Annotated in this window: 15 protein-coding genes and 1 riboswitch; all 15 genes read right to left on the reverse strand. The window is 30.3% G+C overall.

Annotation, left to right across the window (positions count from 1 at the left end; translation table 11 throughout):
- Nucleotides 1–14: 14 nt before the first annotated feature.
- The 15 genes from CUL_RS0108780 to CUL_RS0108850 all read right to left on the reverse strand — a co-directional run bounded on the left by CUL_RS0108780 (nt 15) and on the right by CUL_RS0108850 (nt 14,752).
- On the reverse strand, nt 15–563 hold the full coding sequence (locus CUL_RS0108780) for a PilW family protein (protein ID WP_005586071.1): 549 nt from the start codon (nt 561–563) through the stop codon (nt 15–17).
- 2 nt (nt 564–565) lie between these two features.
- Nucleotides 566–1,012 (reverse strand): type II secretion system protein, encoded by a 447-nt coding sequence (locus CUL_RS0108785; protein ID WP_005586069.1) that lies wholly within the window; start codon nt 1,010–1,012, stop codon nt 566–568.
- A gap of 13 nt (nt 1,013–1,025) precedes the next feature.
- Nucleotides 1,026–1,472, reverse strand: a complete 447-nt coding sequence (locus CUL_RS0108790; RefSeq protein WP_005586068.1) for a hypothetical protein — start codon at nt 1,470–1,472, stop codon at nt 1,026–1,028.
- A 10-nt stretch (nt 1,473–1,482) separates the two neighbouring features.
- Nucleotides 1,483–3,528 (reverse strand): S-layer homology domain-containing protein, encoded by a 2,046-nt coding sequence (locus tag CUL_RS0108795; RefSeq protein ID WP_025641201.1) that lies wholly within the window; start codon nt 3,526–3,528, stop codon nt 1,483–1,485.
- Between the two features lie 96 nt (nt 3,529–3,624).
- Nucleotides 3,625–5,037: a LysM peptidoglycan-binding domain-containing protein gene (locus CUL_RS0108800; RefSeq protein ID WP_005586066.1), complete on the reverse strand. Its 1,413-nt coding sequence runs from the start codon at nt 5,035–5,037 to the stop codon at nt 3,625–3,627.
- Complete coding sequence (locus CUL_RS0108805; RefSeq protein ID WP_025641203.1) at nt 4,988–5,605, reverse strand: PilN domain-containing protein; 618 nt, start codon at nt 5,603–5,605, stop codon at nt 4,988–4,990. Before CUL_RS0108805 ends, CUL_RS0108800 begins: the two co-directional genes overlap by 50 nt.
- A 3-nt stretch (nt 5,606–5,608) precedes the next feature.
- Nucleotides 5,609–6,679 carry a pilus assembly protein PilM gene (gene pilM / locus CUL_RS0108810; RefSeq protein ID WP_025641205.1) on the reverse strand — a complete coding sequence of 357 codons (1,071 nt, stop codon included), beginning with the start codon at nt 6,677–6,679 and terminating at the stop codon, nt 5,609–5,611.
- On the reverse strand, nt 6,676–7,209 hold the full coding sequence (locus CUL_RS0108815) for a PilW family protein (protein WP_025641206.1): 534 nt from the start codon (nt 7,207–7,209) through the stop codon (nt 6,676–6,678). Before CUL_RS0108815 ends, pilM begins: the two co-directional genes overlap by 4 nt.
- Nucleotides 7,202–7,687, reverse strand: coding sequence for a type IV pilus modification PilV family protein (locus CUL_RS0108820; RefSeq protein ID WP_025641209.1), 486 nt, complete (start codon nt 7,685–7,687; stop codon nt 7,202–7,204). Before CUL_RS0108820 ends, CUL_RS0108815 begins: the two co-directional genes overlap by 8 nt.
- Nucleotides 7,688–7,800: 113 nt before the next feature.
- Nucleotides 7,801–9,243, reverse strand: a complete 1,443-nt coding sequence (locus CUL_RS0108825; RefSeq protein ID WP_025641211.1) for a beta propeller repeat protein — start codon at nt 9,241–9,243, stop codon at nt 7,801–7,803.
- Between the two features lie 4 nt (nt 9,244–9,247).
- Nucleotides 9,248–10,012 carry a prepilin peptidase gene (locus CUL_RS0108830; protein ID WP_005586058.1) on the reverse strand — a complete coding sequence of 255 codons (765 nt, stop codon included), beginning with the start codon at nt 10,010–10,012 and terminating at the stop codon, nt 9,248–9,250.
- 78 nt (nt 10,013–10,090) lie between these two features.
- The gene (locus CUL_RS19910; protein ID WP_005586057.1) at nt 10,091–10,534 is read right to left on the reverse strand and encodes a type II secretion system protein; all 444 of its coding nucleotides are present in this window, start codon (nt 10,532–10,534) and stop codon (nt 10,091–10,093) included.
- A gap of 71 nt (nt 10,535–10,605) precedes the next feature.
- Nucleotides 10,606–10,697, reverse strand: a riboswitch (cyclic di-GMP riboswitch).
- Between the two features lie 87 nt (nt 10,698–10,784).
- Entirely contained in the window at nt 10,785–11,993 is a 1,209-nt protein-coding gene (locus CUL_RS0108840) for a type II secretion system F family protein (RefSeq protein WP_025641214.1), read from the reverse strand.
- A 13-nt stretch (nt 11,994–12,006) separates the two neighbouring features.
- Nucleotides 12,007–13,059, reverse strand: a complete 1,053-nt coding sequence (locus CUL_RS0108845; protein WP_005586055.1) for a type IV pilus twitching motility protein PilT — start codon at nt 13,057–13,059, stop codon at nt 12,007–12,009.
- Between the two features lie 10 nt (nt 13,060–13,069).
- Complete coding sequence (locus tag CUL_RS0108850; protein ID WP_025641215.1) at nt 13,070–14,752, reverse strand: GspE/PulE family protein; 1,683 nt, start codon at nt 14,750–14,752, stop codon at nt 13,070–13,072.
- Nucleotides 14,753–14,777 lie beyond the last annotated feature (25 nt).

Below are 14,777 nucleotides of genomic sequence, written 5' to 3' on the forward strand. Positions count from 1 at the left end.
ACCCACCCCATAATTTAATAGATAATAGGACATCTAATACTAAGTTTTGATTCAAGTAATATTTCTTTACCCTTATTCGCTCCTAAAACAAAGGATAAATTTATTATTTTAGTGTTGAAATCAATACTAGTATCCTCAATTGATATTATATATTCAGCTATTTCATTATGTCCACTAAAATAACTACCTTTAGGCAGTTTATCGTCTATTCTATTAGCAGCAATTCTATATATTTTGTTATCTTTAAAATAATATGTAGAGTAATTATATTTACAGGTAACACCAGGGTTATAATTCATTATTACAAATCCAAAATTATCCTTATATAATTCATTTAGAGAATCAAACTTTTCTGCAGATACTATCTCATCTGCAGCTTTTATTTCCCTTTTAATATATTCCAATGCATACCTCCCGTTTAAGAGAACCTCATCTTCCATATTCCCTAAATTACAACTGTTTATACTATATTTAAGCAGGGAGAAAAGAGATAAAGCAATTATAGAATAGATAGCCAATGATAAAATTAGTTCTATTAAGGTAAAACCCTTATCTTCTCCCATAATTATACCTCATCCTTTTTAGGAATAGATACAAAAGTTTTTATATTAACGTTTTTTATTCTCTTGCTTTCTTTAATTGGAACAACCTCTACATTCAATTCCCACAAGTCATCGCTATTGTTCTCCTTATATATAGTACAATAATAGTCGAATTCTTGGTTATTGTTACCTAATGGTAATCTAATAACTATAGTATCTGAATCATTAAACATATCTATCAACATTTGTAAGTTCATATCCAACACATATTCATCATCTGTCCAACTATAATCGAAAGCTTTAATTTGTTCTATAATAGATTCTGCAATCAATAGCATATCCATCTTATCCTTAGTCATCCTTATATTGTCAATACCTATGTTTAATATAGGCAAACAGGTTATTGCTATAATCCCTAATAAAAATAACCCCATCAATATTTCTACAAGAAGGAAACCTTTTTTATTCATATTTTCCTACCTTTCAATGGAAATAAATATTTACCTTGCCTGTGGCAGGTGTAACGGTAATGCTTATTTTTTTTCCTTTTCTACTTTCTAAATATATGGTTCCCGAATCTTTAGGTGCACCTGAATAATTGAAAACCAATTCATTGTTTTTTATATTAGTGCTTTTAAATTTAATGCCGCTAGTAAATTCCTTCTTTTTAATAGTTTCTGGAAAATTACTATATTTGTATATTAAATAGGTATTACTATTAAGTCTAATATCAACACTATACAATTTTGATTCTACCACCGCTCTATTCCTTGCATAATTTATATCGTTTTTAAATTCCCTTAGCTCTTTTCTTTCCTTATAATTAAGAATGTTATTTCCCCTGATAATTGGAATAGCTAACAATATAGACAATAGACTAATTATCAAAATCAATTCTATTAAGGTAACCCCTTTAGAATCTTCTAGCATTTTCTTTTCCCTAATACCTCCATTCATTTAGTCTATGTAACATAAACACAAATTCTGCTCGAGTAATTGTATTGTTCATATTATCCTTACTTTTAGAACGTATCCCATTTTCATACATCATCTTTTCAGCAAAATAGTTCCAATTGAATTTTTGATTATCTAATACCCTAGACATAATCCCTTCAACTTCCTTATAGGTTATAGGATCGTGAGGTCTAAAAGTGTTATCCGGATATCCATTAACAATATTATAATAGCTTGCATAAGAAATAGCTTTTTCTGCATATCCAAACTCTATATAATCTTTAAATTTGGTTATATTAGATGAATCGTGAGGTGGAAACCAATCGTATAGGCGACTCAACATTGTAACAAATTCCCTTCTCGAGATCTTTTTATCGGGTCTAAAGGTTCCATCAGGATAACCATATATTATTTCTCTCTTAACATAAGTATTTATTTCCTCTATAGCCCAGTGGCCTCTAGAATCATGGAAAATTGGCAGTTGATTATCCACTCTAACAGCATAAATATTTCCTAAAAAATCTATATTATTTAAATTTATATCTGCAACTAAATAGTTACCTTCCTGTCTAGAAGGAATATAAATCCATTTATTATGATGATATTTGTAAATACCATATTTAACATTGTTTCCGTAGGATTTAAATTTAACAGTTATCTTTTTATTTTTATCAAATGTACCTGCTAAGTTTAAAACCTTTAACCCATAAACTCCTGAAGCTTGTGTATGTCTATGGGAGCTAGGGTTAACGTAAGAAGTGGGTATTGAGTCTATTGTAACTATTACATCATTGTAATAAGTACCAGATTCAATATCTACTAAGAATTTATCATCCTCAGTTATTCCAATATTTTCCTTGCCATCAATTGTAATTTTTTCCGTATAGGTCTTAACTTTATTGCTGTTCAATTGAAGTTTTTTATAGGTTTCGTTATAAGATTTCATAAATCCATCCCAGTACCCAATTATAAAGGCCATTCTGTAATTTTCAGATTGAAATTTAAGCCCATATTCATCGATAATAATATCATCTTTAGTTTTATGTCTTGTCCATAAATTTGGTTTGCCCAATGTGATATCAATTATTCCAGCATATTCTCCCTTCATTTGACCTGTGGTCCTACCGTCTTCTTCACCGTTTAAATCGGGAGTTTCTACGAATTCTTTATTAGTTTTTCTATATGCTTCATTATAATAAATCATGTAACCTCCATTAGTTCTTCCCTCAAAAATACTTCTTCCGAATTCAAAACCAGCTAAAAATGCATCTATATATTCTTTATGCTCATTTCTTAGATTAAACATAGATATTATTTCTCTTTCAGTGGGCATGTTCCTTTTATAATCATTGCTCAGTCCTAGAAAATAATCCTTCCGTGCATTAAAATTAGCTAAATTTCTTGCATATTCGTCTCCATCTTCTAACCCTTTTTCATATGAATAATCCTTTTCACCTAACTTTGCAACTTGATATGCAGCTTCAAAAGACAATTTGTACGCATTTCGAAAGTGTTCTATAAAAATATCCGTGTATTCTCTAGATTCATTATTTAGTTCGAATATAGCAATCAATCTTTTATCGCTAGGAACATATCTTTGCCATCGATTTTTATCTCCAGATTTATATGCTATATATCCATCAATCCTTCCCATAACATTTCCAAAATCCTCTGCCCCATAAATAATAATTGAATCGTCGGAACTCCCCTTCCTATATGCATCATAATACCCATCTTCGAAGCCTTTACTATACCCATCACCAAAACCTGATATATAATCCTCAGTTTTACCTTTGATATTGAGATCTCTAATTAAATCATCTAAATTTCTTTTCAAAACTTCTTTTAAAGTATTAGCCTTATTTTTGGCATCTGAAGCACCAGTAATTCTTCCATCAGAAACACCCTTGTCCAAACCATCTTTATACCCTATATTATAATCTAAAGATTTATCATCAATTGCAAAAACTGTAGTACTACTAAAAATAATTATTAAAATCAAAAATACTAACATATTTCGTCTTTTATTCATAAACTCACCTACTCATTCTTTAATCTATAAATCATCTAATTGGCCTTTTTATTCTTTCGATTTAAATCCGATTATAGGTATAAAGTTATTTTCTTATTATTTTGGTATTACCAATATTTTCCCTTCCCATATATCTTTATCGGATTCTATTTCGTTATACTTTATTAAAACATTTTTCTTTTTAGTAGTTCCATAATATTTCATACTTATTTTATTTAAAGTATCTCCCTTTTCCACTATGTAAAAAGAAAATTTTTCCTTAGTTTTAATGCTATCCTTTGGATAATTAGCCTCTAGTTTATCAAACAGAATTACCCCATAATCATCTCTATTATAACTAAGTTCTAAATATATTCTATCTAGTTGTAGTGGATATAGAGATAAATCTTCTGGAGGTTTAGTCTCTAAATAATTCCATCCAATCCAATTGACTCCCTTAGATAATTCCAGACCTATTTTTTCCCCAGCTTGTCCCTTAAATCTTAATCCTATGGTTGCAGGAGAATAGGCATAAGAATGGACCCAAAGCCCTAGGTTTGCAGGTGGATATTTAATAATTATATTCCTATCTGTTAAATCTATATATGCTCTATTTTCATCTTCAATGGCTAAAATATCGTATTCCAATCTTAAAGAATAATTTCTATGTTTGAAATTGGAAGACTTGGATAATCTTCCTCTTATATTTTTATGGGAGGGTATAAAATACAAGCCTCCATCTTCAAAGGTCTCTAATACCTCCCTATGAAAGTTATCCATAATCTCTTCTTCTGTGCTTGGTATATGGCTGCGGTTATTATCATCAATAATATCATCAATAGGCCCTTCTTCTCCTAAATTCCCTTCCTTTTCAAAACCTTCAAAAGCTACAAAGGGGTTAGTCTTTCCTTCAATTATACTAGCATTTATGTAATCTATTTCTTCATCTATATCAGCAATTCCTTCTAAACTATATATTTTTAATCCAATATTCCCTGCTAAATTGTCACCTATATCTCTGTCCATGGTCAAATTTGAAATTACCATTTTTTTAGGGCTTGATGTTATTCCATTTATCGTCTCTAAAAATCCCTTATAGCTTCCTCTATAAGGAATTGTAATATTCATAGTCCTTATACTTAAATCTCCAATTTCCTCCTGGGAAGGTGTGTCGAAATTTATATCTAGTATATTGATTTCTTCATTATCTAATAATTCGTTTAAAAGATAAATAATTTCAGGTTGATCTAGAGTTGAAAAGTATCTATTTAGTATTGAATCCTTGGCCCTTTGTAGCTTAATCCATTCCTCATCTATTTTTTTTTCCCTTTTTAATATTGAATTCATTTGAGCAATTTCTTCCTCATACTCTAGCTTTTGATTAGTTAATTCTTCTAACTTAGTCATCTGTGGTTCAATTACAAACCTAAAGGTAGCCCAAAATATTATAATTATTCCTAAAGAAAGGAGTAGTATCTTTTCATTCTTCGTCAATGGCCTCATCATCTTCTTCATGTTCAACTTCTTCATTATTTGTATCTCCTTCATCTTCACTCACATCCTTTAGGTTAATATTCAAAATAAAATTATAATATCCTTCTTCAGAAGATATATTTGATATAAATATTTCCTTAAAATCATCAATGTATTCTAAGGTTTTACCTAATTGGGCAATTGACCATCTATCCTTGGAATTGCCTATTATTTCAATGCTATCAGTATATATACTGATAGATGTAAAAAAAACATCTTCTGGCATTCTTGAAGTTATGGCATCTAATAGGTAGTTGTCAATTTTGCTCTCCTTCTCAATAGAAGCATCCAACAATTTAATTTTATCCAAGGATTCTTTGAAATTGACTACTTCAATTTCCCTATCTTTTATTTCATCTAATTTTTTATTAATTCTTTCATCTTCAACAATTAACCTTAACTTGGTTATATCCTGTGAATTTTTTTTAATTTTGACTTGGTTATATATAGTATAGAATATAGTAAATATTGATAAAAGAATTATTGCTGGATAAATAAGAAACTGTTTATCTATATGGAAATCTTTTTTTTCTATGTAAGGTTCAAAATAATTTAGGTCTTTCATAGTCTATGCCCCTGCCCTTCTAATTAATGCTCCTATAGGATTCATATATTCATAAATTTTACCATCGAAAACTAGATTGTCCATGGATTGTATTTTAATAGAAGGTATATTGAAATAATTGGAATAAAAATTATCTAACCCATTATAATTTCCGTTACCCCCATATAAAAGAATCATATCAATTTGGTTTTCCGATTCCCTACTTAAATAATATCTAAATACAATCTCTATTCTCTCATTTAGTGTATTGAAAACGTTTTTTATCATATTTGAAACAGAATTATGTTCTGGATTTTCTTCACTTAACTGATCCATGTTACCAAAATTTTTCTTTATTTCTTCAATTTCAGTTTCTCCGTACTCCAAAAAATTTAAAATACTTTGGTCAATATATTTGCTGCCTATCTCAATTACTCTACTTACATATATTATTCCATTTTTAATTATGGAAACCTTAGTGCCTTCGTAGCCAATATCTATGGTAGCAAAAGTTATATTTTCAGTTAGGTAATCATCATTAATTAGATTGTTGTATTCTAAAAGCTTTCCTATAGAATTAGGTTGATAGTCTAATATTAATGGGTTTAGCCCTAAATCCTTTAATAATTGGAGATGGGTTTCTACAATTTCTTTGGGAATTCCAATTAACAATATACTCAGTTTTTCAATATCATCTTCATAAATAGAACCTATGGGTTTAAACTGTACAATATAATTTTCTGGATTTACAGGGATATAGTCTTCAACTTGAAAACTTAAAACATTTTCAATCTCTTCTGGCTCTACCTTTGGAATTATTACTTCTCTAACAATTATCTCTGAACTATTAATGGTTAAATAAGTATCCTTAGTTTTAATTCTATTCTTTTTTAATTCTTCATCTATTAAATAGTGAATTAAATCCTTATCTACAATTTTGCCATCATTATAAGCTCCCTTCGGAGTAAGGATAGTAAAATAATCATCTATTACAATTCCCTTTTTAGTATCCTTGCCAACAATTCCCTTAATTTGATAGGAACCTATATCTAAAGACAGGACCTTTCTCTTAGGAAAAAGAGATTTTAAACTCAATGGCTATCATCTCCTTTTATATTGATATATTCAATTATAGAACCCTTTAAATCATTATTACCTTTAATATTAAGCAATTCTATGGTGTATTTAATATTAAATTCTTCATCGGTAGGTGTATATTTTCCTTTGATATCTATAGTAATAAGATTATTCTCCAATTTAAAATCCGATTCCGACTCGTAGATTTCAATATTATTAGCAGAAAAAATTTTCTGTTCATTAGCTGCTTTTATTATTTTTACGCCATTATCTTTTATATAGATATAATTTTTATTATTATCAAAGTCGCCTTCATCCTTTTTACCATATATATAGATTTCATCTGCATATCTTAATTCATCCTCCATTGTCTTTATACCTTGGTTTAAATTAGATTGTATTTCATATCTAGTACCAGTTCTAAGTAAAGTATCGTAATTAAAATAGAAAAAGGTATACATAAAAGAAATTATAATGCCTAAAATAGCAACTGTTATTATTAATTCTACTAAAGTCAATCCTTTTTTTTCAAGTAGTTTTTTATACATTTCTATCTTCCTTAATTGGGACATAGGTTGAGAGCTGTACATTTTTCTTCCCCTTGTCATAAAAGAGGATAATCTTTATTTTCTGCACATTTGATCTAATACTAGAATTATCAGTTGATTCAATATATATATTTTGTCTCTCAATAAGACAATGGATTTTTTTGTTTTCGTACTTAAAAAAATCATTATCATTATCAAATATTTTATAATTGTTATGATATCCCTTTTTATTTAAAATTTCTTCAACAATACCTTTAAAATCTTGATCATTTTCTATTTGAGCATCAGTAACTTCTGAATTTATTTCATCTAAAATACTCTTACCTTCTCTTACTGATTCAACTTTTCTACTAGAGAAATTGATATTCAGATTAGTGGTCGTAAAAAGACTGAAGAAGGAAACTGTTATAACTGCCAGTATAGCTAAAGTTATTAATACTTCTAATAAGGTTAATCCTTTGTCGTTAATTTTAACCACCCTCTTTTTATAGAGAATAGGAAAATCCTCACCTATAAAATATTAAATAAATTGAATTTTACCTACTTGAGTTTCAAGAAAAGCTACCTTTTAAGCTTCGATAGAATCTTTTCTTATTTTGACCAATGGATGGTTGGATTAGTGAAATCGCGTTCTCCTCGGCCTTTGTTTATTACGATTAGATCTATTAGGTTTATCTCATTATCCCCATATTTCATTGGTCCTTTTTCAATCCAAGTTACACCACCATCAGTAGACACTAATCTTCCACCTTGAGTATTAGAATAGGCAACAATATAATCCCCATATCCGGATACTTTTGAATAATTAAACCAATGGGTTGCCGATGCTCCTTCGCCTTTAATTATATTTTGTCTATCAAATACATACCAGTCTTTTCCATTGACGGATCTGTAAATAGTTCCTGAATTTCCAATAGCAACAAATATTTTTCCCGTCCATATGACATCCTTTAATTCATAATTAATTCCAGACATTGTATTTTTTTGCATTCCTTTTTGCCAATCATAACCGTTCTCTGAGAAGATAAATATTGGATATGTATTATGTTTTTCATTACCTACAATTACAAACCTACCCCTATTTTCATCTTCCTTTTTTCCGTAGGCTATGCCACTGTAAACCCCCTCCATCTCAAATCCATTTATTGTTTTATTTTTCCATCCTTCAGTACCATCTATAAAATATGCTACTTTACTATCTTTGTTTCTAGATATGCCTACTATAGCATTATTCCCTTGGGCTAACTTTTCAATTTTGAAACCTACTGTTGGTTTATGTATATCTTTCCATTTTATATAATCATCTAGATAGTTTATCTTGTCGTTATTAGTGCTAATAGCATAGAATTTGTTATTATCTTCTGAATATGTAAGATATCTAAACCCATTACCTCCCGTTTTAATTGATATTCCTTCATTATTAGACAATTTATAGATTAAAGTTTCATCTTTATTATTTCCTTTTCCACTTTCGCCACCAACCAAAACTAAAGTATCATCTCTATCCCAAGCAAAAGACCGGGGATCTGATATTCTTATTTCATTGCCTCCACTATCCTTAATATCGATTTTTTTCGGATTCTCAAAGTTCTCGTTGAACATATATATAACTCCGCTCACATCCACTCCAAATATTGAAACTTCTCCATATATGGAGTCAAATCTTAACTTTGCTTGAATACTATTCCTACTCTCAAAACCTTTGCTTCCATTAACCACTCCTGTTGAGTTTATTGTAATCTTCCTATTATCATATTCACAATCTAAGGTTATAACCGCTTTTCCTTCGTTAGGGAACTCTATTTCAAAATCCTTTTCATTGCTACCTTCCATTTTCTCTATTATCCCTTCAATATTCTCTATCATTAACTCAGCCCCTGCTTTGGCTAAATAGTAGGCTTGACTATTATCTCTTGAAAATTGTGCTTGTCTACCAGCTGAATAACTTAATTTATATACGCCAATTGATAGTATAGATAATACAATTATAATGAGTAATAAGGATATTAAAATATTTCCCTTTTGATTATTCATAATTTCACCTCAATAAGAAACTAACTAGGTACCAATTAATAATCTTATCTCCCCAAAACAAAGTAATTATAAAGCCTAATATTATAAAGGGCCCAAAGGGGATAGGATCTTTTTTTCCTTTAATTTTGAATACTAATAAGAGTACAGAAATTATTCCACCAGCTAAAAAAGACAAGAATATATTTAGAAATATTTTAGAAATACCTAAAATAAAACCTAGTACTCCAATAAGTTTAACATCTCCTCCACCCATGCCTCCTTTAGATACCACAAATATAATTAAAAATATTAATATACTTACACCTAAACCCATTAGACTATTTACAAAGTTTACAGGGATACTATATAACATAAGATTTAGTATTTTATAAACAATAGACCCTACCAGAATAAATAAAATCATAGTGCTTGGTATTATCTGATAATCTAAATCTATAAAGGTAATAATAATAAATAAGCTAAATAAAAAGGTATAGAATATGAAATCCAAATTAAATCTAAACTTTGAATAGAGCATAACAAAAATAAATCCATTTAATAATTCCACAATCGGACACCTAGGGGAGATTCTCTCCCCACAGTATCTACATTTTCCTTTTAAAAACAAAAAACTAAGTACTGGTACTAAATCATACCATTCTAAAGGAGTACTACAGCTCGGACAATAAGAACCAGGAAAAATTATACTTTCTTCCTTTGGTATTCTATGTATACAGACATTTAGAAACGAACCTATAATAGTGCCTAGTAAGAATATTAGTATTGTCATGGGTGCCTCCTTTAATTGATAGTGTTAGTTATTTTTGGGGACATAGAGAACTGCTCCTGGTGTCTAATAACCTCCATTTTAAGTTGCAGGGTCTGATTCTGGTTCCTCATGAATCATAACAGGTACAACTGTGATATTACCTTTTTCATCCACTGCTACCTTATAATCACCTTCAAATTTATTACCATCTAAATCTTTTAATTCCCCCTCAATTCCTTTTGGCACCTTTGGCCATTCTTGAAGATATGGAGCCCATTTTTGATCAGTAGCTTTAGTACCTCCAGTTGCAGTCCATTCTGTTTCAACTATTTCTCCTCCATCAGCTATATACATAGTGGCTGCACTCATTAAAGTCCTTACATTTGCATTGTGGGCTGTTATTGCTGCTCTTTTTCTGGAAGCTCCTAGCTTAGGTACAGCAATGGCGGCTAGTATTCCTAGTATAGCTATTACTACTACTAGTTCTACTAAGGTAAATCCTTTGTTGTTCTTTTTAATCTTTTTTAAAATCCATTGAAACAATCTTATCTCCCCCTTGTACTAATATTTTATCGTTATAAAAAGGCTGCATAAATATATAAAATTTATATGATTTATGCAGCCGAACGATCATGATTACTATTTCTAGTAATTTTAGACTCTGGCTTTGCGTCTCCATCTTTCGATAGGTTTGCCCAAGATATTCTATTGATATTCAAATTTTGATATATTTGCAAATATTTTATAATATTTTAGCATATATTTACTTTTAAATCTATTATTTTTGTAATTCTTATATCTCAATAGTGTTAACCATATCAAACATGGGCATTGCCATAGCTATTACTATAAAGCCTATGATTAAAGCCATAAATACTATTAAAATAGGTTCTAATAGGGTAGTCATATTTTGAAGTGATGCTTCTACCTCTTCATCATAGAAATCTGCAGTTTTGTAAAGTATATCATCTAAAGCTCCTGATTCTTCACCTATTTTTATCATGGAATCTACCATTGGTGGAAATAAACCAATATCCTTTATAGTTCTAGACATAGGGATACCTTTTCTAATATCTTCCTTGGCCTGGTTTAGTTTATTTGATATTACTTTGTTTCCAACTACTTTGCTAACCACATCTAACCCTTGCAAAAGAGGTATACCGCTAGAAAGTAAGGTGGATAAAGTTCGTGTAAATCTGGAGGTAATAATTTTAATATTCATCTTCCTTATTCCAGGTATTTTAATCTTTAAATTGTCAAAAAATACTCTTCCCTTTTGCGTTTTCCCAAAGTATATAACTCCCATTACTATAAGGATTACAATGCCTATAAATAAATACCAAAAATCCGTTAACCAATTACTTATAGCTAAGAGAGTCCTAGTTGGTCCTGGAAGTATAGAACCGCTAGATTCAAACATACTTATAAAAGTGGGCATAACTACTGTTAGTAAAAAGATGACCACAGCTATTGCAACTATGCTTAAAACTACTGGATATACTAGAGCATTTTTCACCTTATTTTCAATATTATTCTCCTTTTCATAATGGATGGCCATTCTTTCCATCAATATATCTAGATTACCACTAACTTCTCCAGCCGCAACCATGTTAACCAATAGTGTGGGAAATACTTTTTTATGTTTTGCCATGGCTTCAGATAAGGTCATGCCTTTTTGCACATCTTCATAGACTATATAAATAGATTTTTTTAACGTTTTATTCTCCGTTTGTTTTTCTAAAATATCTAAACAGTTTATAATGCTTATTCCAGCATTTATCATGGTATAAAACTGCCTACAAAATACTGCTATATCCTTTTTACTAACCCTTTTTGAAAATAGTTCTTTTTTAAAATCCGTGCCCTTTTCTTCTTTAATAGACATGGGAAAATAATTATTATTTTTTAATATAGTCACCACATCTGACTCTGATGATGCTTCGTGGTAACCTTCAAGCACTTGTCCCGATTCAGAGACAGCTTTATACTTATATAATGCCATTAAAACCACCACCCTAAAGGATATATCTTCGGATAATATCCAAATTAACCGCTTGGTTCAAAACAGTATCCCTAGAGATAACCCCTTTATTATGTAATTCCAATAAAGAGTTATCCATAGTTTGCATACCCCGTTTCCCACTAGTCTGAATTAAGGTATCTATTTGATGGATCTTTTCTTCCCTGATTAAATTCCTTATAGCCGGTGTAGCAACCATTATTTCAAAGGCGGCAACCCTTCCATCACCATTATATCTAGGTAATAGCTGTTGTGATATAATAGCTTGGATTACAGAGGAAAATTGAATTCTTACCTGTTGTTGTTGATGAGGTGGAAAAACATCTATTATCCTATCTATAGTCTTAGCTGCTCCAATAGTATGTAATGTTGAAAAAACTAAATGTCCCGTTTCAGCAGCTGTAAGAGCTATACTAATAGTATCTAGATCCCTCATCTCTCCAACTAGAATCACATCTGGATCCTGTCTCAAAGCTGCTCTAAGAGCGTTGGCGAAACTATTGGTATCGGAACCAATTTCCCTTTGGTTTACTATACTTTTATTATGCTTATGCAAATATTCAATTGGATCCTCTAAGGTTAATATATGACAATTCCTTTCTTCATTAATTAAATTAACCATGGAAGCTAGAGTAGTCGACTTACCACTACCTGTAGGTCCAGTTACTAATATTAAACCCCTAGGAAGCCTAGCTAAATCCTTAACTATTGAAGGCAATCCAAGGTTTTCAACAGTTGGGATCCTTAATGGAATTATTCTAATAGCCATACCATAACTACCTCTTTGCTTATATGCATTGATACGAAATCGACCAATGCCTGGGCTAGAAAAAGAGGTATCAATTTCTCCCCTTTGACCTAATTCATTAAACTGTTTATCATCTAATACCTGTTTAACTAATTTTTTAGTATTATCAGGATTTAAAGCATTTTTCCCATAATAAATTAATGAACCATCAATTCTTAATACTGGTGGTACTCCTACTGTAATATGTATATCTGAAGCTCTGCTATCTACTCCATATTTGACTAAATCCATTAAATTCATTATACTCCCCCTAACCTAAGGTAAAGCCAGCTTTCAAACATTCCTCTAAAGTAGATATTCCATATAGAGCCAATTCTAGAGAATTGTTTAATAGAGTAGTCATTCCAGAATTTTTGGCGCTTGTCCGTAATATATCAATACTTGCTTCCTCATTAATAAGTTTTCTTATATCTTCATTTACCACCATAACTTCATGGACTGCCCTTCTTCCAATAAATCCATTATTACATCTATTACATCCTCTTGATCTATAAAGGGTAATAGATTCATCCTTGTCTATCCCTAGTAAGGATTTTTCAGAAAAATTAGCCTCATATGGTACTTTACAATTAGGACATAACCCTTTGATAAGTCTTTGAGATACTACCCCTATTACTGCTGAAGAAACAAAATAGGGTTCTACTCCCATATCAATCAATCTTACAATAGATGAAGGGCTATCATTTGTATGGAGAGTAGATAGAACTAGATGTCCAGTTATAGCTGCTCGAATAGCAATCTTTGCAGTCTCTGAATCCCTAATTTCTCCCACCATTATTATATCCGGATCCTGCCTCAAAATTGACCTTAATCCATTGGCAAAGGTTAAACCAGCTCTTGGGTTTATCTGAACTTGATTGATACCTTCTAGTTTATACTCTACTGGATCTTCTATGGTAATAATATTTTTCTCTACTTTGTTTAATTCCTTTAAGACCGCATATAATGTTGTAGTTTTACCACTCCCAGTAGGTCCAGTTACTAATACCATTCCATAAGGCTGTTCCAATATTTTATTAAATAATCTTAGGTTTTCATCTTTAAAACCTAATTCAGATTTTGTAAACATGAAATTACTTCTATCTAAAAGTCTTAAAACTATTTTCTCCCCATATACTGTAGGTATAGATGAGATACGCATATCAATCTCTTTGTTATTAACCTTAGTTTCAACCCTGCCATCTTGGGGAATTCTTTTCTCTGCAATATCCATTTTACCTATTATTTTTATCCTAGTAACCAATGCAGAAAGGCTGTTTATTGACAGCCTCATTATATCTTGTAAATCCCCGTCTATCCTAAATCTAATCCGTATTTCCTCATCCCATGGTTCTATATGTATATCACTAGCCCTCATATCTACAGCTTGTTCAATAATAGAATTGATTAATTTTACTACTGGAGCAGTACTTACCTCTATTAGCTCTTCATCTTCTAAATTATTAATATCCTTATGTTCATAAGATTTTGCAAACTCCTCCAAAACTTTTTCTGCAGTTTCCTTTCTATAGTATTTATCCATATTACTCCTAATACTATCCTTATCAGAAATTACAGGTTGTATTTCATAGTTAGTATATAATTTTATATCATCTATGGCAAAAATATTTAAAGGATCTGCCATAGCAACTATGAGTAAATTTCCTTTAAGTTCTATTGCAATTAAATCATATCTTCTAGCTATATTTTCTGGAATCTGTAGTACTACTTCAGGTTTTATTATATACTTATTCAAATCTACATGTGGAATTCCCAACTGAAACTCTAGAACCTCTATTATATCATTTTTAGACACATATCCTTTATTGACTAAAATTTCCCCAATTTTTTCATTACTTTTCTCTTGCTCTTTTAGGGCTTTATTTAATTGTTCCTTGGTAATTTTACCAGAATATAATAAAAGTTCACCTAATTTAAAATTTGAAGTCTTCATTTTTGTTTTTCACCTATTCATCTTA

It is taken from the genome of [Clostridium] ultunense DSM 10521 (assembly GCF_000511955.1).
GTDB lineage: Bacteria > Bacillota > Clostridia > Tissierellales > Tepidimicrobiaceae > Schnuerera > Schnuerera ultunensis.

Bases quoted from the DNA above. Each gene is read 5' to 3' on its own strand.
- CUL_RS0108825 (WP_025641211.1), bottom strand. From the start codon at position 9,243: ATGAATAATCAAAAGGGAAATATTTTAATATCCTTATTACTCATTATA.
- CUL_RS0108780 (WP_005586071.1), bottom strand. From the start codon at position 563: ATGGGAGAAGATAAGGGTTTTACCTTAATAGAACTAATTTTATCATTG.
- CUL_RS0108850 (WP_025641215.1), bottom strand. From the start codon at position 14,752: ATGAAGACTTCAAATTTTAAATTAGGTGAACTTTTATTATATTCTGGT.
- CUL_RS0108795 (WP_025641201.1), bottom strand. From the start codon at position 3,528: ATGAATAAAAGACGAAATATGTTAGTATTTTTGATTTTAATAATTATT.
- CUL_RS0108805 (WP_025641203.1), bottom strand. From the start codon at position 5,605: ATGAAAGACCTAAATTATTTTGAACCTTACATAGAAAAAAAAGATTTC.
- CUL_RS0108830 (WP_005586058.1), bottom strand. From the start codon at position 10,012: ATGACAATACTAATATTCTTACTAGGCACTATTATAGGTTCGTTTCTA.
- CUL_RS0108840 (WP_025641214.1), bottom strand. From the start codon at position 11,993: ATGGCATTATATAAGTATAAAGCTGTCTCTGAATCGGGACAAGTGCTT.
- CUL_RS0108785 (WP_005586069.1), bottom strand. From the start codon at position 1,012: ATGAATAAAAAAGGTTTCCTTCTTGTAGAAATATTGATGGGGTTATTT.
- CUL_RS0108800 (WP_005586066.1), bottom strand. From the start codon at position 5,037: ATGAAGAAGTTGAACATGAAGAAGATGATGAGGCCATTGACGAAGAAT.
- CUL_RS0108790 (WP_005586068.1), bottom strand. From the start codon at position 1,472: ATGCTAGAAGATTCTAAAGGGGTTACCTTAATAGAATTGATTTTGATA.
- CUL_RS0108845 (WP_005586055.1), bottom strand. From the start codon at position 13,059: ATGAATTTAATGGATTTAGTCAAATATGGAGTAGATAGCAGAGCTTCA.
- CUL_RS0108815 (WP_025641206.1), bottom strand. From the start codon at position 7,209: ATGTATAAAAAACTACTTGAAAAAAAAGGATTGACTTTAGTAGAATTA.